General features: G+C 54.2%; 26 protein-coding genes and 1 pseudogene. All 27 read right to left on the bottom strand.

Annotated features, from left to right (window positions below; translation table 11 throughout):
* Window positions 1–64: pseudogene (locus CWM53_RS31905) on the bottom strand (hypothetical protein); the annotation flags it as partial.
* Between the two features lie 36 nt (window positions 65–100).
* Entirely contained in the window at window positions 101–529 is a 429-nt protein-coding gene (locus tag CWM53_RS08930; protein ID WP_227521695.1) for a HEPN family nuclease, read from the bottom strand.
* 367 nt (window positions 530–896) lie between these two features.
* Complete coding sequence (locus CWM53_RS08925) at window positions 897–1,562, bottom strand: AbiV family abortive infection protein (RefSeq protein WP_165785048.1); 666 nt, start codon at window positions 1,560–1,562, stop codon at window positions 897–899.
* Between the two features lie 1,250 nt (window positions 1,563–2,812).
* The gene (gene repA, locus CWM53_RS08915; RefSeq protein ID WP_100750774.1) at window positions 2,813–3,688 is read right to left on the bottom strand and encodes an incFII family plasmid replication initiator RepA; all 876 of its coding nucleotides are present in this window, start codon (window positions 3,686–3,688) and stop codon (window positions 2,813–2,815) included.
* On the bottom strand, window positions 3,669–3,743 hold the full coding sequence (gene tap / locus CWM53_RS32340; protein WP_015344939.1) for a RepA leader peptide Tap: 75 nt from the start codon (window positions 3,741–3,743) through the stop codon (window positions 3,669–3,671). The genes repA and tap overlap by 20 nt, the downstream gene beginning before the upstream one ends.
* Before the next feature lie 242 nt (window positions 3,744–3,985).
* Window positions 3,986–4,243 (bottom strand): replication regulatory protein RepA, encoded by a 258-nt coding sequence (locus tag CWM53_RS08905; protein WP_100750773.1) that lies wholly within the window; start codon window positions 4,241–4,243, stop codon window positions 3,986–3,988.
* Window positions 4,244–4,375: 132 nt separating this feature from the next.
* Complete coding sequence (locus tag CWM53_RS08900; protein WP_100750772.1) at window positions 4,376–4,933, bottom strand: phospholipase D family protein; 558 nt, start codon at window positions 4,931–4,933, stop codon at window positions 4,376–4,378.
* 97 nt (window positions 4,934–5,030) lie between these two features.
* Window positions 5,031–5,339: a hypothetical protein gene (locus tag CWM53_RS08895; RefSeq protein WP_100750771.1), complete on the bottom strand. Its 309-nt coding sequence runs from the start codon at window positions 5,337–5,339 to the stop codon at window positions 5,031–5,033.
* Window positions 5,336–5,986, bottom strand: coding sequence for a DUF2726 domain-containing protein (locus CWM53_RS08890; RefSeq protein WP_100750775.1), 651 nt, complete (start codon window positions 5,984–5,986; stop codon window positions 5,336–5,338). The genes CWM53_RS08895 and CWM53_RS08890 overlap by 4 nt, the downstream gene beginning before the upstream one ends.
* A 79-nt stretch (window positions 5,987–6,065) precedes the next feature.
* Window positions 6,066–6,314, bottom strand: coding sequence for a hypothetical protein (locus CWM53_RS08885; protein ID WP_100750770.1), 249 nt, complete (start codon window positions 6,312–6,314; stop codon window positions 6,066–6,068).
* On the bottom strand, window positions 6,311–6,955 hold the full coding sequence (locus tag CWM53_RS08880) for a hypothetical protein (protein WP_100750769.1): 645 nt from the start codon (window positions 6,953–6,955) through the stop codon (window positions 6,311–6,313). Before CWM53_RS08880 ends, CWM53_RS08885 begins: the two co-directional genes overlap by 4 nt.
* 160 nt (window positions 6,956–7,115) lie before the next feature.
* Window positions 7,116–7,532, bottom strand: coding sequence for a hypothetical protein (locus tag CWM53_RS08875; RefSeq protein ID WP_100750768.1), 417 nt, complete (start codon window positions 7,530–7,532; stop codon window positions 7,116–7,118).
* A gap of 101 nt (window positions 7,533–7,633) precedes the next feature.
* The gene (locus tag CWM53_RS08870) at window positions 7,634–8,224 is read right to left on the bottom strand and encodes a fertility inhibition protein FinO (RefSeq protein ID WP_100750767.1); all 591 of its coding nucleotides are present in this window, start codon (window positions 8,222–8,224) and stop codon (window positions 7,634–7,636) included.
* Between the two features lie 147 nt (window positions 8,225–8,371).
* Window positions 8,372–9,097: a type-F conjugative transfer system pilin acetylase TraX gene (traX, locus tag CWM53_RS08865; RefSeq protein ID WP_100750766.1), complete on the bottom strand. Its 726-nt coding sequence runs from the start codon at window positions 9,095–9,097 to the stop codon at window positions 8,372–8,374.
* A 55-nt stretch (window positions 9,098–9,152) separates the two neighbouring features.
* Window positions 9,153–14,411 (bottom strand): conjugative transfer relaxase/helicase TraI, encoded by a 5,259-nt coding sequence (gene traI, locus CWM53_RS08860; RefSeq protein WP_100750765.1) that lies wholly within the window; start codon window positions 14,409–14,411, stop codon window positions 9,153–9,155.
* Complete coding sequence (gene traD, locus CWM53_RS08855) at window positions 14,411–16,714, bottom strand: type IV conjugative transfer system coupling protein TraD (protein WP_100750764.1); 2,304 nt, start codon at window positions 16,712–16,714, stop codon at window positions 14,411–14,413. The genes traI and traD overlap by 1 nt, the downstream gene beginning before the upstream one ends.
* Before the next feature lie 285 nt (window positions 16,715–16,999).
* Window positions 17,000–17,680, bottom strand: coding sequence for a hypothetical protein (locus tag CWM53_RS30430; protein ID WP_133124343.1), 681 nt, complete (start codon window positions 17,678–17,680; stop codon window positions 17,000–17,002).
* Between the two features lie 16 nt (window positions 17,681–17,696).
* A complete protein-coding gene (gene traG, locus CWM53_RS08845; protein ID WP_100750762.1) occupies window positions 17,697–20,558 on the bottom strand; it encodes a conjugal transfer mating-pair stabilization protein TraG in 2,862 nt (953 codons plus the stop codon).
* The gene (gene traH, locus CWM53_RS08840) at window positions 20,558–21,937 is read right to left on the bottom strand and encodes a conjugal transfer pilus assembly protein TraH (protein ID WP_165785046.1); all 1,380 of its coding nucleotides are present in this window, start codon (window positions 21,935–21,937) and stop codon (window positions 20,558–20,560) included. The genes traG and traH overlap by 1 nt, the downstream gene beginning before the upstream one ends.
* Window positions 21,915–22,358: an F-type conjugal transfer protein TrbF gene (gene trbF / locus CWM53_RS08835; protein ID WP_023340929.1), complete on the bottom strand. Its 444-nt coding sequence runs from the start codon at window positions 22,356–22,358 to the stop codon at window positions 21,915–21,917. Before trbF ends, traH begins: the two co-directional genes overlap by 23 nt.
* 45 nt (window positions 22,359–22,403) lie before the next feature.
* Window positions 22,404–22,961, bottom strand: coding sequence for a type-F conjugative transfer system pilin assembly thiol-disulfide isomerase TrbB (trbB, locus tag CWM53_RS08830; RefSeq protein WP_020804677.1), 558 nt, complete (start codon window positions 22,959–22,961; stop codon window positions 22,404–22,406).
* Window positions 22,933–23,172 carry a type-F conjugative transfer system pilin chaperone TraQ gene (traQ, locus tag CWM53_RS08825; protein ID WP_023316407.1) on the bottom strand — a complete coding sequence of 80 codons (240 nt, stop codon included), beginning with the start codon at window positions 23,170–23,172 and terminating at the stop codon, window positions 22,933–22,935. Before traQ ends, trbB begins: the two co-directional genes overlap by 29 nt.
* A gap of 454 nt (window positions 23,173–23,626) precedes the next feature.
* Window positions 23,627–24,379, bottom strand: a complete 753-nt coding sequence (gene traF, locus CWM53_RS08815) for a type-F conjugative transfer system pilin assembly protein TraF (RefSeq protein ID WP_004152677.1) — start codon at window positions 24,377–24,379, stop codon at window positions 23,627–23,629.
* 20 nt (window positions 24,380–24,399) lie between these two features.
* Complete coding sequence (locus CWM53_RS08810) at window positions 24,400–24,726, bottom strand: hypothetical protein (protein ID WP_100750760.1); 327 nt, start codon at window positions 24,724–24,726, stop codon at window positions 24,400–24,402.
* A gap of 10 nt (window positions 24,727–24,736) precedes the next feature.
* Window positions 24,737–24,964: a conjugal transfer protein TrbE gene (locus tag CWM53_RS08805; RefSeq protein ID WP_012540032.1), complete on the bottom strand. Its 228-nt coding sequence runs from the start codon at window positions 24,962–24,964 to the stop codon at window positions 24,737–24,739.
* The gene (locus tag CWM53_RS08800) at window positions 24,954–25,235 is read right to left on the bottom strand and encodes a hypothetical protein (protein ID WP_022644736.1); all 282 of its coding nucleotides are present in this window, start codon (window positions 25,233–25,235) and stop codon (window positions 24,954–24,956) included. The genes CWM53_RS08805 and CWM53_RS08800 overlap by 11 nt, the downstream gene beginning before the upstream one ends.
* 32 nt (window positions 25,236–25,267) lie before the next feature.
* Window positions 25,268–25,669, bottom strand: a 402-nt coding sequence (gene traN / locus CWM53_RS08795) for a conjugal transfer protein TraN (protein WP_158442539.1), incomplete at its 5' end; no start/stop codon positions are given.

The following is a 25,669-nucleotide window of genomic DNA, read 5'->3' as shown; positions in this document are numbered from 1 at the left end:
AGTACCAGCGTACCGCCCACAGGATAATGTCACGCTGAAAATGCCGGCCTTTGAATGGGTTCATGTGCAGCTCCGTCAGCAAAAGGTGGCGATGAGTCTATCACCTCCAGATTTTTGCAACAGTGCCGCTGAAAGTGGCGTAGGCATTCTCATCCTCAGGATCATCCCTGAAAGCAATCAGATCGACAAGACGCTCGTCGGTGAGTGATACAACCTGGACGCTGAAATGAGCCACAGAATTCCTCATTTTAAGGATAAGAGCACGCAGAGTCATCTCCGGTCCGGGTAGCTGCGACTCCTGTAACCCCATGTTTGTTTTAAGCTGCTGCGTTAAACGGTCAGCGGGCAGGAAAGAGAGCGCCTTCTCTTTCGGCAGCACGATGAGACCCAGAAGGCAATTCAGGGTCAGTGTGTAGTTGTACTGCTCCCTGAAGGGCTTGCCCTGCACCTCAATCATTTCGTGATATTGATCAATAAGTGCCAGTGTTCGCTGAACAAATTCGGTCTCAAAATCTGAATAATTTCCCATTTAACCCACCCGCTCCGGTTCGAGAATCCACTATATGGGGTCAGTTTGGATATAGAGAATTATTGTACGGTAAGCCTGTTTTTTGAACAGGCTTATCTATAGCAATAAGGGGTACTCCCGCACTATACGGTGTATTCAGGGGATTTGACCTTATCGGATAACATAAATGAGATACCGAGAGCGTGACAACTTAAAAGCGATAGCTGTTGACGAAAAATCAATCTGTACGTATTTCGATAGGTTAAATAATGCGCTTAACGTACAAAAATTTCCGTTCTCCAAACTGACCCCTTAATCAACGGAGAGCAGAACTACCATCTCAGGTCTCTCGCAGCGCCAACAGCAATATCCCTAAAGAAATATTGATTCAGATGCTTAAGAATGCTGAGACGGCAGTTTTATTTGAAAGTAGTCCTTTTGCGGACATGGCATCGAAGTAACTTTTTAATGCCTCACGCTTAAGAGCATCATCAGTTTTCCACACAGGTCCCAAGTACTTCACCCAGAGTTCAATCTCCTCGACTGTGTGTAATTTTGACGACACTAAAGGTTTAGCGGCTTCTATGATGCTTAAAGCTGTATCTCTATCGATTACATTGTCTGGTATCGACCAATGTGCCTTACCAAGACAATCCGTATAAAATGATATTTGCTTTAATTGATCCAATACAAAGGGATGTTCTGATTCATCGCTGAAAATTGGTGCAAAATCGTTGATATTCCTAGCGCCTTTTTTAACTGCATCAAGAAACACCCACATCATATTTTTTTCAGTATGTGAGCGATACCTGTGCCAAATCTGTTTGATATCTTTGCCATCTTTCAACAGCGACATCTCTCGAAGTATTGACACCTTTCCTGCTTCTTCTATAGCCAAGATTGCTAAAGAGGTAGCAGAGGGATAGCGTTCTAAATCAAACAAAGCAGAGGCATCGTTCAGAAGCCTTCGTGCGTTAGATGATGCAGCATTCATGCCTTCTACAATTTTCTCAACGGCAAGTGTATTTTTCCATTGCTCTAGCTTTTTTGCCATAACGTTTGCTCGAGTTAAAAATTTCATCAATCTTAGGGCACATCATTCCTGCTGAATAGCTAGATGCTCTACTGTAAGTGTAAGTATCCCTGCAAAACGAACTATCAATTTTTAGAGGACCTCTGGCGCTCCAGATTCCGCTCTTGGCACATAGCGGCCCAGTTCTGAGAAAATGTCACCGATTTTTTAACAATCAACCAACAATGGCTTTCTGACATTGCCCGGCAGGCTTCTCTATCCAGCGTGAGCGAACGTCATGCTCAGGGTACACCGGGGACGGTTTTTTGATGCGCGTCAGCGCATGGGAGGCGCTCCGCGCCGGAGACCCCCGCAGCGAAGCGAGGACGAAAAAAGCATTACGGCTTCAGCCGTAATAACCCCCCATCCTGCAAAGCCTAGAACAACCCATCTAAAAACAACTCATAAGCCTCTGTGCGCGGTCGGAGTGGTCACGACAAGGCATAGCCGCAGTCGGGGCGTATCTCCGCGTTAGCGGGCCGTGAGGGCCGCTTACGAGCGTGTACACCAGAACTCAAAGCCACACCTCCCACAGCAACCACAAAATCTAGTTACAACATCCGTCATTAACAGCGATGCATTACCCCGGCCGTTGGCCGGGGTGGGGCGGCGCTTTTTAGTGGCGGTCAGGTGTGCACTGTCGCGATTGAAGCGTCAGCGTTTTCCGGAGGTGAGAGGCGAGGTTTCTGCTTTTGTTTTGTGGTTAATGTGATGCTGAGGACAGCACTGATGCCGTTTGCAGGGGATTTACCCGGATGCTGTAACTAAGCTGTGAGGTGTTGCCGATATGCCCGCCGCATGGCGGCGGGAGGTACTTCTGGTATTCCGAACCGGCGCGGACGTCAGTCCGCTGCAAGGGCGGTCATTTTCATGAACCTGTCCACAGGGCAGGCGATGAACAGGTTATGTATTTATAAGAGATAAAGATTATGTATTTAAAAGAAGTACAGAGCAGATGTTTAAAGGGAACCACGCACTCTGAAACGTCACCGACTGGCGCTCTGTAGGCATTACGGTTGTAACCTTATGGAAAAGTCCCTTGCAGTTATTGGTGGATAACTGAATTCAGCGACCAAAAGTGACACCGGTGATAAATTTTCTGGCCATATTTGCGCAGGGAAGCCCGGGATTCTGACGGGCGAAAGGATACGGTTGGTCGGATAATAATCAGTGACGGACTGCAGACGTGCGAAAGCCTCCGGCGTCGGCCGGATTTTTTGCGGGAAGGAAGGTTATATGGGGACTGTGGCCAGCCGCGTGTAGTTGTTGCCGCGCGACATCAGCATGCGCTCCTGCACACGACGCTCAACCTCACGCTTGAGAGCTTCATGATCGCCCCTGAAGCGGCCGGTGGCGTACTCCCGGGTCAGTTGCTGGCGCACGCGCGTCTCGATGTCCTTACGCTGGCGTGAAGCATCCCGCCTGGCGGTCGCCCGCTTCCGGCCGTGAGCTTTGCGTTCAGACTGGTAGCTGCGAAAACGCTCACGCACGAACCGCCACGCTTTTGCAATCAGTTCGTCCATCTCCATCGGTTTCAGTTTCTGCTTTTTGCGCTGCAGGTTTTCCCACTCCACACGGCTGCGACGCGCAGCCAGCACCGCCACGTCTGAAATATCCAGCGCCGAGAACAGAGCCGGGGTGAACGTGATATCTGTCGGGATATTGCAGCCAATCTGAGGATCATATTCGGTCTGGTACGTAATCAGCCCCAGCTCCGCCATAAACTTCAGCGCACGGGTGGCACGAGTGATGGACAAATTGCCGCCCTTCGACTCAGTAGCAAGCCCGCATTCAATAGCCAGATTGGTGATGGACCGCTGTACCCGGTTGGCCAGCGGGTCGTAATGAAAGCACAGTCCCTGCAGCAGCGCATCAATGGCGCGCCGGCGGAGCAGCGGTGGCATCCGGTGACGCTTACCCAGCGAGCGCATGAACGCCACATGGATGGAAAAATCAAAACGGGACGTGAAGCCTTCGGCTTTCGCCATCAGCTTACGACAGAACGGCAGCGTCTTCTTTCCTTCACGCGGCGTGAACACCGGATTCGGGTTTTTGACCTGCCGGTAATGTGAGAACAGCGTCTGAACGTCAGTCACACCTTCCCGCACTTATGTTGCGCGGAAGGAGTAAGTTCAGAAACTGATCTTGAAGTTCTCTGAGCATGCACATATACTCCCTGCATAGAGCAACAGCTTCTATGCAGTTTACATGACAACCCACTTAATCTACGATTCCGCCAAGTCTCTGCAGATTAGTGGGTTTTCTCTTTTCTGGTCCCGGGTAGATACCTCATCAGAACCAGTTCCCTGCCACCTTAAGGCGTGGCCAGCCATCAACATTCTTTAAACGATCATCAATCTAGCATTTAGCTGAATGACTATCAACAAAGTTACTTAGTGACCGCTTTATGGGTTGAAAATACGGGCTTTTTCACTCTGAATCCAACGTTCAATCATCTGAGTCTGAGTCAATCCTGTTGTTTCACACAGCAGAACAAGATCATCTTTAAGTTGTTTATCGATAAAGACATTAATTGCTTTATGCGTTTCTTTTTTACGGGAAACAAACATTTTCTGTTTCTCTGCCCCCGATAAAGGTTGCCTTTTTCGATAGACTCGTTTCGTTTTCGATGAGGAAGTTCCTGCATTATCAATCTGCGACATCTCTGCCTCCTCAAGGATCTAAAAAAGGATTGTTCGCAGAGAATACTACAGAATATTTGAATCAGCGACTGACTTTATGAACGTAACCCGCGTTGGCGCACGGTTTACGTCCGGGGATCGTTTATGGCGGTGTCAGTACGTCTGTTTCCAGTCCGTTCCCTGCGACCAGCGGGATGACCAGTGGTTCAGGTAGCTGCGGGCGACAGCCGGGTTATCCCACACGACAAGCACGTTCTCTGAATTGGCGCGATCGGCAGCGCGGGAAAAATTGAACGACCCGACCTCCGTATTGCGGCCATCGGCGATGATCACTTTGTCGTGGAGGATTTTGTATGCATCCACCGTCCGGACAGGAATGCCCGCGCTGACCAGCAGATTCATGGCTGCACGGCTGGCCTTGTTGCGCTCGCCGGTATTGGCTTTGTGGTCCAGAACGACCTTCACATCCACGCCCCGCTGTCTGGCTCTGACCAGCGCGCCGGCCACATCCGGAGACGTGAAGGAATAGCCCATCAGCCGGATTTCCTGTTGTGCGGTCGTAATGGTTTTCAGAACCAGCTGCAGGGCTGTTCCTTCCGGAGAAAACCCGGTCTCGATGTTCGCGGCATAAACGGCCGGAATGGGTGCGCACAGGCTCAGGCTGACCAGTCCGGGCAGACACCATCTGAGGAGAGTACGATTTACTTTCACAGTATTTCCTTCACTGGATGTATTCAGAAACGCCGGGGGCGGGGGAAACTGGCTTTTCCCCGCCCCAGGGGTTGGACAACGACGCTCTGCGGAGGCGTCAGGCTTTTGTGGTATGACGGAACCAGTAGCACTCCGGCCCCTCCTCCCGTGGATGTACTAAACCGAGAAACCAGCCCTTACCGGGCGGAGGAACCAGTTCCCATGCTGAAGCGTCAGGCGGGCCATCATCCCATCCGGCACAGAATGCCTCTGTAGCCTCGTCACGCATACTCATCACGAAGCACTCCAGCTTCTGGACGCGCAGCCACCACATCAGCTGTGGCGTGGTCTGGCAGCAAATCCGGATTAACGCCGGGTGTGTCCAGTAGCCCCGCGCATCGCGATCAACCTCTACGGGCACAATCATTTTTCTTCCTCCCTGCGTTCAGTATGCGCTGTCGGTAAAGCTGTGTCGGATGCAGATATTTCGTCGGTTTCAGCTTCACGGTATTTCAGAAACTCACTGACTCTCCTGACCAGTTTCTCTGAGTCCCGGTCACGCAGCAGCGGGATACCCGCCTGCCTCAGAACCTCTTCCAGCAGGATATCGCGCCGGATACGCTGTTTTTTCAGATGTGAGGCGTCATCAAGTTCAATCGCGCCAACGATAGCAAAGGTGCGGATATCAACGATGACCACGTCGCAGTGCCACTGAGACGCCATGCGGAAGAGTTGCCACCAGGTCCGGGAACGTGGCCGGATGTGGGGAGCGAGTGTGGCAATATCCGCCACCCGGACCTGCGGGCATAACAGCCAGCGCTTACGGCTGGTATGCCTCAGCAGTGCCCGGTAAAAGTGTTGTTCCCGTGGTGTCATCAGCGTGTCATTTCCCACCCAGACCCGCTGGCGACACAATCGCTGTTCGGCCTCTGAGGGGCGAATCCCCAGGGCTTTCAGTGACATCAGCACCGGAGAAGTCTTCGTTACTGCTCGTCCTTTCAGAAGCAGAACCAGAAATCCCAGCAGACTCAGTGCAACAACGGTACTGCCTGCCATCATTAATATTTGTGCCATACCGGACCCTCTTCTGCTTTTATACATTCCCTGTCCTGTGCGTATACAAAACGTTCTGCGGTACACAACTGAATCCCGGTTACCATAACTGCTCCCCCGCAGAATGAATCACCTGCACCACCATTCTGAGAAGCGCTATCACCGTCTCCGGATACATCAACAGAGCGGCCAGCATGAGAAGTGCGCCGGTGACCATGCCCGCCATAAACACGGCACAGGTACGACCAGAATTTTTTTGCGACGCAAGCGCCCCTTTCCGGAACAATCGCGGCTGACAGAGATAATCCTTTTTGTCCAGGTTTCTGTCGTTCGGCTGCCGTAATTTCAACGTTCCGTCCCTCTTCTGATGCGCCAGGCTTCTGCCGGCAGCCTGTCGAGCAAGGCGCGGCGGAAGGCATTCGGTAATCCTCTTCCGGCCACCAGGTCAGCTGTCAGCACCGATATCACGGAAATCAGCAGGACGTAGCGCAGGACAAAACCGGTCTGATGCACAAGGTCTGTGGCGGGCATCTCCCGCAGGGCGGTGACGACCCGGACGGCGTCCTGCGGAAATCCCCAGGCAAGAAAGCACAGACCAGCCAGCATCACCGCCGGCGCGTATATCAGACCCCGGCTGACGCACCGTTGAGCCAGGTCCAGAAGGGCAAGCATCTGACGGCGATACACGTCAGCATCCTGCAGAATTTCCCATTCCAGACGGGCCTTTTCATGGCGCGGCAGCATGGCCACCACCTGAATACCGTCACGGATACTGACCTGCGGTGAGACCTCCGGTCTTCTCATCCGGTCGGTGTGCCGGGTGTACAGGGCCAGACCGGCCCAGAACAGCGCGACAGATAACGCAACCAGATAAAATCCGCCTGCCCGGGATACAGGAGAAAATAAAACCATCAGGACCAGCGCCAGCGCGACACCGTATAAATAACAGAATAACTGCTGCTCAGTGCGCAGAATAAAATATCTGAACATATTTAATTTCCTTTTAAAGCCGACAACCTGAAGAATAAATAATTTATCTGCCGCCTTTATTTACCAGCATGATATGAATCAAGCGCGTGAAGATTTAATTTGCAGGTATACTTGTTGAAAAATCCGATTATTACCACTTTGCAGGAAATATTATCTGGCGTCATGCCATATAAATGATTGCGGCAAGTACAAGCATCATTGCTGTAGCACAACCAAGCCAGAAAAAGTTGCGGGCATGTCCCGAGAACACATGCACTTCAATCAACTCATTAGCGTGCTTCCTGTTTAGCCTGAGCTGCTCTTTCAGACCATCGACAGCCTGAATCAGCACAGGGACAAGGTGATGGGCAGGGTCTGTCTTTCTGAGTTTAATGCGGATTCTTAACAGGTCTTTCAGAAGTTTAAACGCAGCGTCTGAGAACAAGCCCCATTCGTATTCTTCCTCATCGAGACATTCCTCCAGTAATATGATTTTTTCGCTGGCATCACTGAATTTATTAACATCCGATGTGGATAACAATTTAATGATATTCCGTGTATCTTCACAAATCTTATCCGTATCAACCCAGGTTCTCATATTACGTCCTCTTTTATAACTGACGAATACCATCAGCTAATGGATGAAATATCCATTAGCTGTTCAATGAAGGGTATATCTGATTTAAGAAATTAAAAGAATTAAATCGTCTGGCTCATCTTACGCTCGGCCCGTAACAGCTCTTTCATCATACGCTCACTGGCATACTTCGCTTCTTCAGCAGTGACAGTGGCCACAACATTTCCCTGCAGGTCATAACGGGAGGCTCCCTCCCGCATCCGGGACAGATAACCCGCCGACCGGGTCAGGCTTTTCAGGCACTTAATCACCTGCTTATGCGACAGCGGCAGGTCGCGCCCCGCGATATCGGCAAACAGCTGTTCACGCATCCCTGTGGCCAGCAGACGTGGCGAATTACCGTCGAACAGCTGCGGCCAGAACGCTTTCAGGGTCATGATGGCCTGCTCCGGCGGCAGCAGCTGAAGATAACGCACAGGAAGCGGAGCCTTTACTGCTTTGAGCTGTTCTGCCGTAGCCTGGCGTGCGGCGGCTTCGGCAGCCTTTTTCGCCTGCTCCAGCTTCTCTTTTTTGACCTTCCAGGCGGGCGGCGTCGAGACCACCACGACTTTTTTGCGGCGAACGACGCCCGGCGTGCTTGTGACATCCTTTCCTGTGCTTTCCGCCGCAGGCTTTCGTTTGAGGCTCAGTACAGGGCGTTTTTCTTCTGCCATAACAATTGCCTGTAGTTCAGTTCAGATAATAAAGGTTACTATACCTGAACGGCATCGCCCTTTCCTGTTCCTGAGAAATAAGGGCGGTGATTCCGTTTGTAACGCGTTTGGACACTGTGTCATTTCCCGGATGACCTCCGGGATTTTTTACATCGTCGCCACGATCCCCAGCACCGCCAGGTGCACGGCATAGAACATCACAAAGAAATGCCGTGGCCAGAACCGTTTAATCTCCCCTCCGACCGATGAGCACACCATTAATACGAGCAGCGCGATGGCCAGCCCGGCCAGTGATTCACCGGCGTCATTCGGGTTCATCAGTAACACCATGATGGCCCACAACACCCCGCACCCGAGTCGCTCCCGCGAAGTCTGTGCGCGGCAGAGCAGCCAGCTGACGGTGAGCATGGCCACCCCGGCCATGCCGTAGCTGCCACAGGAGAACGGTATCCAGACGGCAACGATGGCCATGGCGGCGAAGGTGTAACGCCAGAACGGCAGGCTGAACCACCGCAGCGCCTGACCGGTGACGGCAAAGGCGAACAGGATATTCCCTGCGTACCACGGATATCCGATGAGCATGAACGGCACCTGGGCGACCAGCGCCCAGCCCCAGAGGCTGTTCAGCTGCGACTGGCGGATATCCGCGTGCCGGGCCAGATTCATCCCCCAGACCAGACCGAACAGCGGAAAGCAGCCCCGCCCCAGCAGGCGCATGAGCTCGTTGTTATGGGTCAGCAGGAGTCCCGTGTGGTCAATAACCATCAGAACCAGCGCCACCGTTTTGATGATATCTGTCTGCCCGGGCGTCCAGGCCAGCAGAGCCTTAAGCCAGCGGTCTGCGGCGCTGACGCGTATTACATGTGTTGTCATCGTTATTCCCTTTTTATCCCTGATATTGCTGTGCCTGACAAAAACTGCAGGCGCGTCAGTCGCCGCCGAGGGTTTTCTCCCGGTTCAGGTCGCGCACCATGTCCCGCTCCATCTGCTGCAGACGCTCGCGCTGCAGACTCTCTGAGGCGACCTGCTGTATCGCGGCCTCCTGGCGTCGCGTCTGTGGGTCATCCGGCAGCCGTGTTTTCTCTTCGCCCGGGCGGTCACGTTCCAGACCGCGAATCACGTCCCCGATAACCTCTTTTATCCGCTCGCCTGGCTCGCCCGCTTTCTTCTCCTCCCCGGCGACTTCCCGGGTGGCCTGTTCCGCCTGCTTTTCCATCTCCCGGCGCTGTGCCTCTTCTGCAGCACGCTGTGCCAGCACTTCCGGCGGGAGCGGGATGTCAGTACCGGTATCAGGGAGCGGAGGATTCGGCAGGGGATCAGCCCAGATGCGACCGCCGGTGATGGCCTCCGGGTTCCAGGGGCGGTCATCTCCGGCCAGCCGGACAACCACCCCGCTGTCGGGGTTATCACGTGCAATCCTGACGCCTTCGCCCATATTTCCGGCCAGCAGACTTTCTCCGTTCTGACTGTTCTGCAGCGCCACAAACCGGGCTGTTTCGTCCCCCATAATCCGCCCCTCACCGCCGATGGCCTCCAGCCGCCCGTCCCTGTCGGTCAGCGGGCTGAGCCAGATACCGGCCTCTTTGCCGTTTTTATCGAAGGCCGGCAGGGCCACATGTGGCTGCGGGTATTTTTTACCGGGTGAGATGAATTTACCCGGAGAGCGGCCTCTGGCCAGGCCCGACTGCTGCAGGGCGGCCCGGCCTGCGGCGGTCTCATCCAGCGGTTGTGCGCGGCCATAGAGCTGACCGGCGTTCTTCACCGCCCGGGCGTTCTGCGGTTCGAGCACGTCATGCGCACTGGCCTTCTCCTGAGAACGGCTGACCGCTGTGGTCCAGCCCTCCCGGTTGTCGGTGTAGACCTGCGCGTGCTGCTTCATGCGCGACAGCGCCACGTAGGCCGACTCAAAGCTGACCATGGCTTTCCGGCGCCCTTCCACGCCTTCGAGTGCGATGGCGAAAGGTTCGCTGGCCCCCTGCGCGCCGTGGGCGGTGATGGCGTAGGCAAGGTCGACGTGGCGCTGCGCTTCATCCGCCTTCGGGTTCAGTGTGCGGGTGGTTTTACCGTCAGACAGCGTGACACTGTCACCCGAGACCGCTTTCACCTCCCACACACTGTTGGCGACATAGCCGCGTTCCGGGTCACTTTTGCTGAAGCGCATCCGGTCACCCTGTGACACGGTGATGTGCTCCTCCCGATAAAGCGTGACGCCCTCTGCTGAGGCCTCCCGGGGAGAGAGAAACCGGGCACTCCCCTCGCTGTCCTTCAGGGTAATCAGCTGGTTCTCTTTATCGACGCGCTCAATCCGCTGGTAGATGTTATCCAGAAGAGCCACGGCGCCCTGATGTTCTGACCACGTGGACAGTTTGCGTAGCTCACCGTCACGGATGTTGCTCGTGACCAGTACCGGCAGGGTCACCTCCTCTTTACTGACCTCGCCATTCTGTACCCGCGCATCATGGATGAGCCCGTTCAGCGCCCGGCGGTCTGCGTTCAGATGTGTGATGATGAGCGTATTCGCCTGCGCCGCCGGGGTGCGCCCTGTGTAGTCCTTCACAATCGCATCGTGGAGGGACACTGGCGTGCCAGGCGGTATTTCCTTACCCTCCTTCAGCGCATCCTGTATCGCTTTCTCCTGTGCCGGCGTGAATTCTGTGACCGAGTGTTCAGGTACCCATGCACCGTCCTTACGCGGCACCTGCTCCGGCGTGACCTGTTCAATAGTGGACAGCGCACGGCTGACATCCCGGTCAATCAGGCTGTAGACCGCCGGTCGCAGCTCAGGCACCTGGCGCACGATTTCTTTCATGATGGCCACATCCGCGGCGCTGCGCTGCTGCATCAGCCGGAACGGCTGGCCCGGTGCGATGGACTGCAGCTGGTCGGTATCGCCGCTGAGGACCGCACGACCGCCCCCGGCCGCAATCAGGCTAAGGGCTTTCGCGGTATCGGTCAGCCCGACCATCGAGCTCTCATCGAGCAGGAACAGCGTGTTGCTGAAATCCGGCGTCTGGCCGTTGCGCTGCTGCAGCTGCGTGTCATGCAGGAAAGAGGCAGTCGTCTGCGCGTCCACGCCGGCGCTCTGCATCTCGCCCACGGCGCGGTGTGTCGGTCCCAGACCGATGACGCGGGGACGGGTCTCTTCCGGCAGCAGGCTGATGGCGCTCATGACGGCTTTGAATTGCGTGGTTTTCCCCACCCCGGCATAGCCCTGGACCACGGTGAACCGGTCCGGGGTCTCCAGTATCATCCGGGTTGCCGCCCGCTGACCGGCGGTCAGGTCTGTCATCAGGCTGCCCGGCACCCTGTCCATTAACGGTGCCACCGCATCCTTACCTTCCAGCACCCGGGTCAGGACGCTTTTCTCCGCATCCCAGGTCTGGCGGGAAATCAGCAGGTCGTTGCCGTGTCCGGAGGCCACCGGCACATTCAGCAGACTCCCGGCCTTAATCTGCGCCTGAATGGTTGCCTCTATGTCCTTCATCGGGACCTTACCGCCGCCGGTTTCCAGTGCCGTGGCCAGCAACTGCGGCCGGGTAAAGGTCAGGCTGTTGCTCTCCAGCAGCGGCACGGAAAGGTGAATGGCCTGCTCTGCCGGGGTATGCAGTCCGGCTTTCTGCTGTGCGATGGCCTCCTCAAGGTCTGTTTCTCCCGAGCGGGCCTTCAGCTGCTCTGAGACCACGCTGAATGCGGTGTGACGCGCCAGTTTCTCGGTGGTGCGGGCCGCGTCCTGCGCGGAGTACAGCCGGATATGGCTTCCACTCTGTGCCAGCTGGTTGAGCGTGGCATTGTCGAGTTCGCGTTGCGTGACGGAGGCAAAGACGGTCGCCGTTTCGCTGACCGACCGGCCGGGACTCTCCACCCAGCCGTGGCCGACCTTAATCCCGTCGAACGGGCTGCTGCCGACAGGAAGCGTCTGGGTGGTTTTCTGCCCGGGACGCTGAACCGTCAGCTGCCCGGCTTCCGCTTTCAGCACCGTGACACTTTCCCCGCCCTTCAGGCGCGTGTCGGGGATTTTCCCGAGCACCGCCAGACGCTCACCCTCTGCTACCGGCAGCTTATCCGTGCGAAACAGCGTCCACTGACTGTCGACGGCGGAGACTTTCAGGTCCAGACGCTCCCCCTCGCGGTCTTTCAGGGTCAGCATGTTGCTGCTGGCCGTCACCCGGTCAATGACAAAGCGATCATGCTTCCGGGTCTCCGGGTCCCACCGCTCCATGACCATGCCCTCGCGGTAATAGTCCCGCACACCCCGGCTCTTGCTGTCCAGCCACACCGGCGTCAGCGCGGTCACCGTCATGTCCCGGTTGCCGAGCGCCCCCTCATTTTTGAGAGTGTCGCGGATAACGTTGTTCAGGACATTCTGCTCACGCGTCCCGCTGATTTGCGCCACACTTTCCTGCCCTTCACGCACGCTGGCGGCAAACTCCTGTGCCAGCCGGCTGTAGCGCGCACTCTTGTCCGGCTCACTGATGATGTCTGCCGTCGCCTGTTTTCCGCCCTGCCACCGGTAGGTGTTCACGCCGCTGTCTTTCAGGACCGTCAGCGCGCTCCCGGTTCCGCTGCGTTTGCCGCTGTCGGAGAGCAGGACCTGCACGTTATGGCGCATGGCGCCATCCAGCAGGGAAATCGTCTCCTTCAGGCTCAGCTTCTCCGCCTGGTCCACAATGAGTGTCCCGCCCGGGATAAACGCCGTCCCGTCCTGCAGGGCAGATTTGCCGGTCACCGTCTCGCCAGCCAGGCGGACGTCCCCGGACAGAAAGTCCCTGGAGCGGTTATCGGCGGCGAGGATATGCACATCACGCCCCTGCTCCCGGGCCATCAGGGTTAACTCGGCCACCCGCTCCCGCTGGCCGGCTGCACCGCCCTGGCCGGAGACAATCCCCATCACCGGGCTGTCCTGCGCCAGCACACTGACCGCATCGCTGAAAGGGGCCTGGCGCACCACAGACGCATCTGGCGTGACGGAAACATGATTCTGGCGCTGCACCTCCTGGCTCAGCGCTTTCACAGAGAGCTCATCGAGGACGTGGATATTTGAGGTAAACAGGCCTTTCTCGCGATCGAGCGGGATAATCTGCTCCCGTTCGATGGCGGCATCGATACCCGTTCTCGCCCGTTCAAACACACCCGGCTTCGCCTCCAGCTGGCTGACCGTCCGGGCCAGCAGGTCGGCATACGTAAACTGCACCTTACGATCGCTGAGTCCGGCAATCGCTTTCGTCACCACATCTGTGATATCCGGGCCATCGGTTTTCACCGGCGCGGCAGGCGAACGGGCCAGCTCTGCTGCACGCACATCGGCGGCTTCACGGTAGCCCCGGATGTCAAACCCGGTCTCCTTCAGCGTGTTCATCCACTCCACCATCTTCTCTGCCGGGTCGATGGCTTCCTTCGACTTACGGGTATCGAGCGCGGCCACGTCACGGGACTTCAGGGACGCATCGGGTCCTGCAGCCTCCCTGAGTTCCTGACTGCGTGTGGAAAACGACTCCACCGGCACGCCCTCCATCTCCCACATGCCATGCTTACCCGCCTCCACGGTCTTGTAACCCATAGACTCAACATCGGCCCTGAGAGTGCTCTGGTATATCTTTCCGAAAGCGATACGGTTGGCCAGTATGTTTTCGGAAAACCCGGTTTTGCCGACGGTATCACTGCCCAGCGTCTGCCATTTATCGCCGTTCTGCGTCGCATTGATGACCACGCTGTGCGTGTGTATCTGTGGCTCCTGAGCGCGTGAGGTATCGTGGTTAAAGCGAGCAATAATCAGATTTCCGGTCAGAACCGTTTCGGACACGCCGTCTTTCTGTACCCGCGTGGAGGCCAGGGACTCCACCTGATTCAGTGCCACCGTCACCGCGCGATTATGGGCGTCAATCAGACGCTTATCACCACCCAGCATGGCCAGCATCGATACACTTTTCGGAGCCGAGAACGTCAGGTCATAACCGGGGCGGTGTTTGTTGACGCCGTCCTGCATCCGGGTCAGGTCGCTGCCGTCCGGCAGCTTTCCCTGCAGCAGTTCTGTAAAGACCTGCTTATCTACCTTCCCCTCCAGTCCCAGCGCTTCCGCGCCTTTACCCTGCCAGCGCTCCTCCATGCTGCCGATGACGTAATAATTATCCTTGTCCATGTAGTAGTTACCGGCGCTGCCCGCCGATTTCACCTGGCTGAAACTGAGCATCAGAAGTTCCCTCCAATCTCGATATCATCCTGCTCATCGCGGATGTGGCCGTGGTTGATATTGACCTCTTCGCGCCGCTGCATATCCCGCTGAGTCTGTTCACCGGCCAGCCACGCGTCATACGCCGCCATGTCCTCGATTTCACCGTCCTCATTCATGCCAGCCGGCATCATCTCCTGTCCCGTGTCTGCGGGCTGCTGCGCCAGTTCCTGCTCCGTGCCCCCGGAGTGTGCTGTCGCGCCGGCAGTGGCCGCTGCAGTGCCGGTCGCTGCAGATGCAGGTTTAGTCCGGATTAAGGGAACGGTCGTGACCCGCGTGGCCGGAACCACAGGTTGCGGTGTTTCCGGTGTTTTACCGGACTCATCTGCTGCCGGTATTTTCGCCGCCGACGGGGCTTTTACCGGCACGGGGGAGACCGGGTCTCCTGCCGGTTCATGCTGCTCACCGACTGTGCTGTCTTTATCAGCCTGCTCTGGTTCTGGCGCATCCGGCGTGAAAAGTGCTCTTGCAAGACTGCCTTCGGCTTCCCGGGCTTCAAGCAGCGCACTGAGTCGTGCATCCACCCGCGTATCGAGAGTGCGCTGAATAAACCCCTCAGCAATTTTCGGCCGTGGTTTGTACTTCAGGGCCAGCTTCACGGCCGGATACGGCCCGGGCAGCGTGACATAGCAGGACAGGTCCGGCAGCGTCTGAATATCGGAGTAGCTGACCAGCGTTTCCCGCTCTTTCTCCTTCCCGGTCGACACCCCGTCACGCACCGGGTCTGCACCGTAAGAATACTGCTCGCTGGCCTTGAGGATTTCTTTTTCACCGATTTCCCCGGCGGCAAACTCCGCTATTTCCCTGCTGGGAGAACGGAAGAAGGCCCGGGTGTTCATCACGTCAAAGAGCGTGGCGGCGGGCTTCACGCCGTAGATATCTTCCAGCTGGGCATAGGACTGAATACCAAAGACATAGCAGCCGCCGAACTTACGCGCTTCCGGCAGGATTTCGACCAGGTCCGGCAGCTTGTGCAGCGTGGGCAGCTCATCAGCGAAAATCCACACGCGCCGGTTGCGGTTCTCCCCCATCGCCAGCAGGCCGCGGATGGCAATCGACAGCCACATCGAGATAACGGGCTTCAGGGAAGCATGGGTGTCGGCGTTGGAGGAAATAAACAGCCAGCCGTTGGGCTGGTCTTCACGCACACCGCGCATCCAGTCGCGGATAGTGAACGGCTCGCCATTCTTCTCAATGCCCTGCAGGTAGCGGATGGCCTTGACGTAGTTGGTCAGCACCGCACGGATACTGATGGCGGTTTTCTCAATTTTTTCTTCCACCAGGTTCGCCGCCGGTGTGTTCTGCAGATAGGCGCGCAGCTTGTCGATTTTGATGGAGAGCATGGTGTCGACCAGCTTCTCGTAGCTGCGGTCCTTGTCTTCACGCATCAGATACGCGCCTTCGGCGAAGATGGTTCGCCCTGAGCCCTGCCAGAACGGGTCCTCTTTGGTCCCCATCGGGATAAGGGTATTGGAGACGTTATCGAAGTCCGGCAGCGTCAGGCACTCTTTCCACAAATCCCAGGCGGCACAGCGTGAATCCAGTGGGTTGAGGATTTTATCCAGTGACGGGTCGTAGTAGCTTTTGACGAACTCACAGGAGCGGTCGTAGATGATGGCCATGTCGCCCCGGGCGCGCACGTAATTCAGCAGACGGCGTATCACTTCCGATTTACCGGAGCCCACGGTCCCGTGGAGACAGAAGTTCTGGATTTCGGAGTTCAGCAGTATCGGCAGGTCGCCAATTTTAATGTCCGAGGCCATACCATCACGCTTCATCTGGCGCGCCACTTCTTTCGGCTTGTCGGACAACTGGCGTCCGCCGGTATTCTCATCCTCGCTCTGCTGTTTCCCCTGGCGGCCCAGTACCCAGCTGGCAACAAAGAACGTCACAATACAGATAACGAGGGAAACGACGGCCGCAAACACAAAACTGGTCCACAGCTGCTCGCCGCACCAGATGGTATATTTATCGGCCAGGATTTGTTCTGAGGTATATTCCAGCGACTGGCCGTAATACTGAATGGTGTAGACGGGCTGGGAGCGAATAATATCGCGCATGGGACCCAGCGTCGTACACCACCAGTAGACGCAGCCGTTCACAAAAGTCTGCCAGCTGAGCCGGTACATCAGCATCAGCCCGCACAGCACCCAGAATAAAATAAACAGTACATAAAATATAATATTGGCAATCTGACCAAACATGCGAAAGCGCATATTGGCAATCTGACCGCCCTGCGTCATATCTTTGGCATTGAAACTCATGGTGATAATCCGTCAGTAGACCATTGAGGAAGGGATGCCGGATAGCAGAAAGCTAGCCGGCAGAAGGTAATTGCTGTGTGATTAAATCATTCCGCCGATGGCGGCAACGCCTCACAGGCGCACAAGTAAATTGCGCACCTACTCACCGTTTACACAAACCAACCTTTTAAAATAACAACATCATGAAACATATATAAAGCATTGAACTGAGCAAGAGTCTTCGCATCAATTAGCATGAAGAAAAAAGGATATTAAGGAGTGAAATGTGAACTTTTCATAGATAATTTAATTTTCGCAGTCATGCCTGCTATATCCATAAGGATCACCTCCAACATCGACTCCCCCAACCATAGGGAGACCTGTGGCAGGGTTATGTTCATTAATATTAATACTTTCACACCCTTCATCACTTTGCATCTTTCTAAACCTTCCGGCGTGTTTGAAAGCTAGAACAGTTGACGAAATCATATGAAGCCTAGAAACGTAAAACCCCCTATTTATAGCCATACTGAAAACAATTATAGAACTTACAAGGATCAATGGAAAAAAAACAAAACCAAATGGGATGAAGGTGCAAATAGCAACACTAACCAGATACAACATCAAGAAAACACACAGAAATACCTTTGCTCTTGCTACAAGTAAAGAGTACATCGTCGAGTATAATCTGAAGCCGGAAGGGATAGAAAGATATAACACCTTAGAGCTAAATGAAAAAAACAATGAAGTGAAGCCAAGAACGAATACAGCGACAATTGAAATGAATAAACCAAGCCGCTCCTCACTTGCTAATTCATTGAAAGATAATTTAGCACCAAAACTAACAAGAGGCCAAAGTACAATCCAGAGAAAAACCCCTACTCCTGGCCATAAACAATTCCATTTTGAAGTTCGTGCCAAACCATTATAGTTCAACACTTTTTTTAAAATATTTAACTCACATTCTATAACTTCATTTGTTATCATCTGTCCCTCTAGCAATCTATGGAAGCTTGTGGTCTAAATCCTTAGACCTTTTCAATGCATTCTCTCTAAGCTTCTGTGTTGTATCGCTTATTACAGTAGTCCTTTGACTATCAATTTCTTTATTATATTGATCTGAAAATTTATTTTGCTCTGTTTTATGAACATTTTCCATATCGGCGTTCTGTTTTTTCACGTCAATACCTTGCTGTTGTATGTTTTCACGGGATTCCTGATGCTGTTGGTTATTCTGCGCTATCATCCCATCCACTTTCTGACCCACATTATCCTTAATCCCCGCATCTCGTGTCATGGCTTCTATATTACCAGCGTTATGTCCGTAGTCTCCCATTACCGAACCACGATCACCTCCACCTGATACCCCAGGCATATTCTGACCGATGCTTTCGCGGCCTTGTTGATATGCACCATCAATCTTAGGCTCAACCTGAGTTTTGACGAACTCACGCGCTAGCTCTTCACGCTGCGCAGCGACTTCTGGCGAACTTGTGTTGGTCAGAATGGCCTCTGCATTCTGCGGAGAACGTTGCTGGACAAAGTGAGCAAACTGTTGAGTCAGGTTCTCGTTCATCTGGCCGCTCACGCTCTCTGTACGGGATGCCATCTCGCTGTACTCGTGGCTGCGGGTCCGGCTGCTTGTGTACTGGTCATAGCTGTTTTTAGCGCTCGACAGCGATGCCGCAAACTGGTCAACGCGTGAGCTGGCATTGTTATCTGTCGTATTACCCGATGTACTGGTCTTACGACTGGTAAAGTAGTCGGATGCTTCCTTGAAGTCTTTCGCTGCCTGACTGCTGGTATCATGACGTTTGTCTTCTGAATTACGTCCTGACTGGCCTACAGTATCTGTTGAGCCAGTGCTAGCACTACCAGTAATTGACGCCTTACCGCCAGCTTCTGCTTTTCCTCCGTTACCGAAAACTTCAAATCCACCACTTACTTTAGCGCTACCATAAACTTCACCGGCGATAGAACCTCTCGTATTTTCATCCATAAGATTCTGGAAGGATTGCTCATTACTGATGTTATTGGCTTTTGCATTAGAAACAACCGCATTCCACATTTTACTTCTGGCCATTGAATCCTGCGACGACTCAGTATTATCGGCCCCGGTGGTTGTCGAGGCACTGTTGCCTTTGTTCGTCGAGAATTGTTGCAGGCTGTTCCAGGCACTTGTCACGCTGCTGTTGTAGCCGTGCAGCGCACTCTGCGCCTGCACATCTGACTCACGTGCCATCTGTTGGTTCGCGCTGGCCAGTTGCCGGCTGACATTGATATCAACCGGTAGCTTAGAGGAGCGCGCATCCCAGAGCGTTGTCCCGTCTGCGGTCTGCGTCTCCGTGCCCCCGTTCCCCAGCTGCCGCGACATCTGACCGAAGCTGGTTGAACTGTTGGTGCCCCAGTTGTAGCCGCTGACATTTTCCATCTGCATATTGGCAAACGAGTAATTGCCGTCCACCACCCCGGATGAAGCCTGCGAGGTGGCGCTGAGACCGGAGGAGGCAAAGTGGCTGTAAGCACTGGAGAACCCGGCCCCCATACTTTTTATCATCGCCCAGCTGAGCGGCGGGATCATCATCGAGATATACCCGGCCGTGGTCGCAATATCCGAGTTCTTCAGCTGGACCTGAGAAAGTTCAGACAGGACCACTGGCACGCCGTTTTGCTTCGCATAGTAGGCCATCGCACTGTTCAGAATCGCATAGAGCAGCGGCCAGGACTGCAGCCAGATCAGGGCAAAGATATACCCTTTCAGGACCTGCAGGGTCATCATGTTAAACATCGCCGCCATAATCATGATCGGGAACATCCCAATCATAATCCCCATGATCACCGTCTGCATCATGGGCAGGGAACGCAGTGCCTGATGCCCCATTGTGGCCTGTGCCAGGCGCTGTTTCTCCAGTGAAGTGGTGTTGGCGATGTTCACCAGGCTGGCCGTATCACCACTGCGTGCCGCGTAGCTCTGGATACCGTTGCGCAGCGCATTCATGGTGACGTTCTGGCGGATAATTTGTCCCGCACTCTGGCTGGCGTTATAGAAGTAGCTGTAGCTGTCGCCGATCATCTGGCTGAACAGCAGGTCCGGATTCGGTTTGCCGCCAAACAGCTGACGCGCATAGTAGCTCCAGGTTTTCCCGCCGGTCTGCGTATCCAGCGCCATACGTTGTTTCAGTTGCATCGCGGCCACCTGGCAGCTGATGAAGGAGGTCCCGATTTCGGGCTTTTCCAGGAACTGATAGTTGTAATTGGGCACCTGACGCAGTGGGCTGGGCTTTGAAAATATCAGCGTGTACGGGTCAGACGAATTCATCAGTTCTTCGAGGGTGTACTTGCCATTGAGAAAGATGTCGCCCATCACGCAGTTCTGGACATAGTCGGAGAACAGCGTGGTGATTTCCGGATTCTGCGAAACAAAGTCGGTACTTTTCGCCACCAGATTACCGCCAAACAGCATCCCGGTCTTACTGTAGGTCACGCTGTCAGGCAGGGAGAAGATCATCTCATAGCTCTGTACCAGGGCATTACCCACACGGGTGATCAGCGACGCCGGAATGGCCAGGCCAACCGGGACGTTATCCACTTTGTAGACCTGAGCCACATTGCTGTAGTCAATAACCTGAACCGGTGTGCGGATGACGACCAGCATCGAGACCAGGGTCAGGGAAAACACCCAGCCGACAAGGTCCATCACGTTGTGTTTTTTCACCCAACTGACGGCGACAATCAGCACTGAAAACGCAACGCACATTTTCTCGATGGACGACCAGGTGCCGGTCCCCATAAAGGCCGCAATGGCATTGAGATTGCCCCGCAGCCAGTCGCCTCCGGCGATGGTATAGATTTCAAGTGGCTGCATCAGAGGCTTCCTCCGAAGTGATAGTTATTCTGGTAGCGGGTCATCATGCGGGCAGACACCTGCTGACGCATGTAGCTCATCTGCCGGTCGACAACCAGCATCGCATCCTGCTGAACCTGCACCCGCGCCTGGAAGGCGGCAATCTGCACACTCGCCTGGTTCAGGTTTTCGAGGATTAAATCCATCGTCGACTGAGGGTAGTTTCCGGTCGCGACCATCGCCCGGGCCTGCTGGATGAGCTCCTGAATGTACTGCAGGAGAATGTCGTAGCCGATATAGTCCGTGAGCTGATAAATCAGCGTGTTTGAAATACCCAGCATCTGCGGGTCGACAAGATATTTGAACACCGGGATGGTGGTGCTGCTGATAAAGCCCTTCTCCTGCTCCGTCAGGGCCTGGTCCATTACCGCCTTGCTCTGGATACTGCTCAGAAGGGTCTTTATCTGGTTTTTCAGCGCCTTGTCGGCGGCAATGGTGACCGTCGCATCTGCCACCACCTTCAGGCACTTCTCTGAATCATTGCAGTGATAGATTTTAGCCGTGCCGCCCTCCATCATGGCTTTAATCAGATCCTGGTCAGTGGTGCGTGCCGGCAGCGGGGTGATCTCACTGTTCTCACCAAAAATCAGCGTCCCGGTCAGGGTCATCACAAACTCTTTCAGCTCCTTATTGCCGTCAAAGAGCCGGTTTTTGGACAGGGCATCCCACATAATGTTGATGTTCTTCATCACACGCTCCTTGTCCTTATCGCTGGCTTTATCCTGCACTTTGTCCATCTGCCCCCCCACCGAACAGCCCTGACGGGAAGCCGCCCAGTCCGCAAAAATGTTGCTCTCGCCGGCAATGTCCTGGCAGACCTTTTGCTGCGCCACCTGGGTCCGTGGAAACAGACCGCCCACAATGCCCTGAGCGGCCTGGCAGGAGCTGAGGTTCATGCTGTTGATGTCGCTGGCCATCTTCTGCAGGAAGTCTTTGGCAGTTTTGATCTCCGGAACCGTGGTCTGCAGGGCAAGGTCAAAGAAGTAGCCCGCGGCGTTGGACATAATTTGTTTGCCGAAGCGCTGCAGCTGCTCGCTGTTGATAAATGAGAACGACCCCAGGTACGCATCGATGCCGCCGCAGCCGGCGTTAATATCCGGCAGGGTCATGCTGACCAGCTGGATCGTTTTCACCTGCGTTCTGGCATACAGCGAACCGCCGGAGGCGTAACCCGCCGCCTGTCCCTGCCAGACCTGCGGCTGGCTGGTATTGGACGCAAAGCCAAGCTTATTGAAGAATTGGTTCATGTCGCCATTCACGTCGGCGGCGGCACTAAATGACAGGCCAAGCGCGGCACCGCAGAAGAGTGACAGAAGTTTAATTCGCATCCTGTCCTCCATTACGCACAGCATTTTTTTTAACTCTGTCATTTCTCAGAATAAAAAGGGTCTTAAGGTGATAACTGAAAAAATTGCGGATCGCTAATGTCACTCCGGCAACAAAGAACCCCACCCCAACAGCCATCAGCGCATAAGGGATGGCGTACATCATAATATTCCACAGGTCTTTTACTCGCAGGTCACCGCTGGCTATCCAGTCAGCCACGCAGAGATTAAATAAAAATCTCATTATCCATAACAGCAGAGCACCTGCAGTGAGAAACACAATGAATAATTCCAGATAGATTTCCATACGCCTTTCCCGGTGGATAAATTCCGGCTTCAGTTGTTCTATTTTTTCTGCTGCTGTCTGCCCGGGTGCTTTTAAACTGGCTGGAAATAAAAACGCATACAGTCCCGTCGAACGTATATATTTGTTCATGGCTATTTTCCTTAATCACTTGCTAAGACCGGATATAACAGAGACTCAGTGCATCATCTGAAATACCGTATCCACTCTGGCCATAAAGCCCTGTGCATCCGTGGCGCCCTGCAGGATCGGGTACGCTGCCAGGGTGTTCACGTTGACCAGAAACGTGGTCGGGGTGGCCACCGGGATATTGGGGAAAAAGGTCTGCATCACGTCAGGAGGCGCCGGCAGCGCCTCAGGAAACGCGTCATCACCCTGTCCGTCAATGGTGTAAGAGAACACGGAGAAGCCATACTGTCCGGCCAGCTGCTTCAGCACCGGGTCAAACTTATGACAGTAGGGACAGTGTCCCTGCATGAACAGCACCACTTTCCAGTCGCGCAGGTCCACCTGCTTTCCGTTGCTGAGTCGTAACCAGCGTGGCTGAGATGCCCCGCTCACCGCCTGGGGAGTGTCGCTCTGCGGGGAAGCCGTTTCAGTACCGGAGATTCCCCGCGGATCCCAGAGCGACTTCACCTCATCGAGCGTGCCCGCCTGTGCCAGTCCGGCCAGAGCAAGGGAAAGAGCCAGCGCCGCCAGCGGCGTCTTAGCGATGTTCTTCAGGCTGCTTTTCACAGGCTTTCTCCTCTTTTTCGGCTTCAGCAATGAGGGCGTTAAGAATGCGGTATCCCCCGAACACCACCATTCCCAGCCCGAAGATTTCCCCGGCCTGGACGGCCAGCTCAGGCTGCTTTCTGACAAGCCGGGCTATCAGGTGGAAAAACACGCCCACGGCCAGCACCCACATCCCGGTGATATCTAAATCCGGAAAACGAATCTTTCGCATATATCCTCATCTACTTTCTTAGTTCATATTTATAATATGGTTTTCGTGTGCATGTGAATTTATTAACAAAAGCCCATGAGACATTCACAAAAATAACTTTCACTGAAGCCTCAACACTATCGACAACCACGCAAGCAATGGCATTCCAGCCATAATACAAACTCTGAATATCACCTTACTGGCCTGTCGGGTATAAATGGCCCGATGAATAAACATGGTCTGTACAGGCGCGCAACACTGAATACTGGCAGCCATAAATGATACTACGTCCCAGGCCACACCCTGCTTTGCCACATAACCAATGAAAATACTTTGTATGAGTATGACAACGAATGTGCACCTGAAATACTCTGAAACGTTAATATTACGAGCAAATATATATCCAGTTAACGTGACAAACAGAATAGCCAGGAACGCAGCAATATATACCGTTGTGACATAATGCATAAGCATCTCAAAAGTTTGGTTTAAAGTCGCTGGAGACATAGAGGAACTGTTTCGCCAGGTCGTCCTGACTGATAAAGCCGTAACTGAGAGGCTTCACCTGGCCACTTTTCGGGTTAACCAGCATCATCGCGGGGAAGAACTTCACGCCAAGCTGCTCTGCCTGGCCCTGGTCCGTCCGGCTGTCGGGCAGCATGGGGTTAATCACTCCGTCAACCGACACCGGTATCACGCTCAGGCCATAGGTTTCGCGAAAATTTTTAATCACCTGGACCAGCTGGCCATCGATCGCTTCCCGGCCCCGGTAGAAGAACATCACGCCGTAGTGCTGTGCGAGGGTGGAGATAGCCTGTCGCTGTTCGGCATAGTCGGCAGCGAGCTGGTTTTTTACCGTGCCGTTGTAGTGGCTGTACTGCAGGTTGTAATCGAGTTCGGGGTTTTCCAGCATCGCTTTCTTCGCACTCATCGAGAACAAACCTGCCTGCTGCGTCCAGTAGTTCTGCAGCCGGAAATACTTCACGAAGTTTTCAGACGATGGATACAGAATGGCTTCGTACAACGACCGTTTGGTGGCCGCCTGGAGTGTGGCGAGTTTCTCCAGAATATCCATTTGCGGCGGTGGTGCCGCTGGTACGGCTTTCCTGTCCTCATCACGGGGCTTCAGTTTCTCGTTGTACCACTGCCAGCCCGCGTCTTTGGCGAAAGCCGGCATCAGGGCGCAGCAAAGGCACCCCGCCAGCATGGCGGCATGTATTGTTCGCATGGCAAATACCCTTTTATGAATTATTGCGACTGGCGTGACAGATGCTGATAGACACTGTATTTATCGAGCTGGCGCTGTATCTTTCCTGCATCATCACGGGCTTCAAAGCGGTAACCGCTGCAGTACAGAGGCAGATGATTTATCTGAAGGTCCACCCGCTCCCCGTCCCTGACCACCCACGCGGCCTGAGAAACAGTGTCNCACTGGATCCCCCAGGCCCGGTTGGTGGTCATAAATGCGTTAACCTGTCTGTCCCGCCACAGGCTGTACGACATAATGCTCACCAGAAAAACAACAAACACGCTGACAAACAGCACCACCATTCCATACGATTTTCTCTCTTCCATCCCTGCTCCTTTATTTTCCCTTCTGTAAAAGTCTGGTCAGCGCCGAAAAAAACAGATAATTCATAAGCCCGACACCGCCCATGCAGAGAATAAAGACCACACTCTCAACATAATCACTCCCCGATGTCCCTTTGACGGCATCCCAGGAGAAATAAATCACCGGAGATATGATAATTACCGTCAGCGTCAGTCTCAGAGAAAAATCGACGGCAGGATGTTTGTGAAAATTAACTTTCATTCTTTTCTCTCCCGTTATGAGTATTCTGTTTTACACCGTCAGCCTTGTGCAGCCCGATAACGTAGAAAATGAGTGATGCCGCCCCCATCCCCATCGACTCAGACCAGCCCCGGGCAGACAGTCCTGCAAACGCAACGGCAACAGCCGCCTGGCACGCCACGGCACCCAGGAATATCAGGAGCAGACTGCGGCCTGACATGAACAGGGCGATACAGGCCGGAATGAAAAGAAAGAGCACAAGCAAAACAACGACCATCAAGGACGCAGCCATTTAGTCACCTTTGATATGTTATTAATGGAGAGTTACTTTGCTGAAGACTGCGTGAGAAGTTCTTTAATACGCGCTTTTGTTTTTTCGGTCAGTTCGCTGTTATCCGGGATTTTCTGGTTATTGATTAAATCCTCCATGAAGTTTGTGAAATCCAGCTCGTTAAAATCAATCCCCTGGAGTTCCGCGACGGTAATGCCCCGACAGTCAGGACTGCTGGCGCCGCCAAAACCGATATGAAGCTGGCCGTTTCTGCCCTGCTGCTGAACGATCTGCGCCAGTTTTGAGTCGAACTGGCAATAGCTCCTTTTTTTCTCCAGGCAAATACCCAGAACCTTTTTAGAGCAGAACTCCCCGATACTGACCGTCAGCTTGTCTTTTTTCGCTTTGGCCAGCGCCTTTTCCTCGCTGCTGCAGCGTGCCAGCCCCACATCCTG

Origin of the sequence: Klebsiella sp. A-Nf5, assembly GCF_002810545.1 — a bacterium.
GTDB classification, from domain to species: domain Bacteria; phylum Pseudomonadota; class Gammaproteobacteria; order Enterobacterales; family Enterobacteriaceae; genus Klebsiella; species Klebsiella variicola.
Note: the sequence above shows the minus strand (reverse complement) of the source record. Positions and strands in the feature narration are given on the sequence as shown.

Coding starts and splice junctions, on each gene's coding strand:
- CWM53_RS08930 (WP_227521695.1), bottom strand. CDS start 529: ATGGGAAATTATTCAGATTTTGAGACCGAATTTGTTCAGCGAACACTG.
- CWM53_RS08925 (WP_165785048.1), bottom strand. CDS start 1,562: ATGGCAAAAAAGCTAGAGCAATGGAAAAATACACTTGCCGTTGAGAAA.
- CWM53_RS08905 (WP_100750773.1), bottom strand. CDS start 4,243: ATGTCGCAGATTGATAATGCAGGAACTTCCTCATCGAAAACGAAACGA.
- CWM53_RS08895 (WP_100750771.1), bottom strand. CDS start 5,339: ATGATTGTGCCCGTAGAGGTTGATCGCGATGCGCGGGGCTACTGGACA.
- CWM53_RS08890 (WP_100750775.1), bottom strand. CDS start 5,986: ATGGCACAAATATTAATGATGGCAGGCAGTACCGTTGTTGCACTGAGT.
- CWM53_RS08880 (WP_100750769.1), bottom strand. CDS start 6,955: ATGTTCAGATATTTTATTCTGCGCACTGAGCAGCAGTTATTCTGTTAT.
- CWM53_RS08875 (WP_100750768.1), bottom strand. CDS start 7,532: ATGAGAACCTGGGTTGATACGGATAAGATTTGTGAAGATACACGGAAT.
- CWM53_RS08870 (WP_100750767.1), bottom strand. CDS start 8,224: ATGGCAGAAGAAAAACGCCCTGTACTGAGCCTCAAACGAAAGCCTGCG.
- traX (WP_100750766.1), bottom strand. CDS start 9,097: ATGACAACACATGTAATACGCGTCAGCGCCGCAGACCGCTGGCTTAAG.
- traI (WP_100750765.1), bottom strand. CDS start 14,411: ATGCTCAGTTTCAGCCAGGTGAAATCGGCGGGCAGCGCCGGTAACTAC.
- traD (WP_100750764.1), bottom strand. CDS start 16,714: ATGAGTTTCAATGCCAAAGATATGACGCAGGGCGGTCAGATTGCCAAT.
- CWM53_RS30430 (WP_133124343.1), bottom strand. CDS start 17,680: ATGATAACAAATGAAGTTATAGAATGTGAGTTAAATATTTTAAAAAAA.
- traG (WP_100750762.1), bottom strand. CDS start 20,558: ATGCAGCCACTTGAAATCTATACCATCGCCGGAGGCGACTGGCTGCGG.
- traH (WP_165785046.1), bottom strand. CDS start 21,937: ATGGAGGACAGGATGCGAATTAAACTTCTGTCACTCTTCTGCGGTGCC.
- trbF (WP_023340929.1), bottom strand. CDS start 22,358: ATGAACAAATATATACGTTCGACGGGACTGTATGCGTTTTTATTTCCA.
- traQ (WP_023316407.1), bottom strand. CDS start 23,172: ATGCGAAAGATTCGTTTTCCGGATTTAGATATCACCGGGATGTGGGTG.
- traF (WP_004152677.1), bottom strand. CDS start 24,379: ATGCGAACAATACATGCCGCCATGCTGGCGGGGTGCCTTTGCTGCGCC.
- CWM53_RS08805 (WP_012540032.1), bottom strand. CDS start 24,964: ATGAAAGTTAATTTTCACAAACATCCTGCCGTCGATTTTTCTCTGAGA.
- CWM53_RS08800 (WP_022644736.1), bottom strand. CDS start 25,235: ATGGCTGCGTCCTTGATGGTCGTTGTTTTGCTTGTGCTCTTTCTTTTC.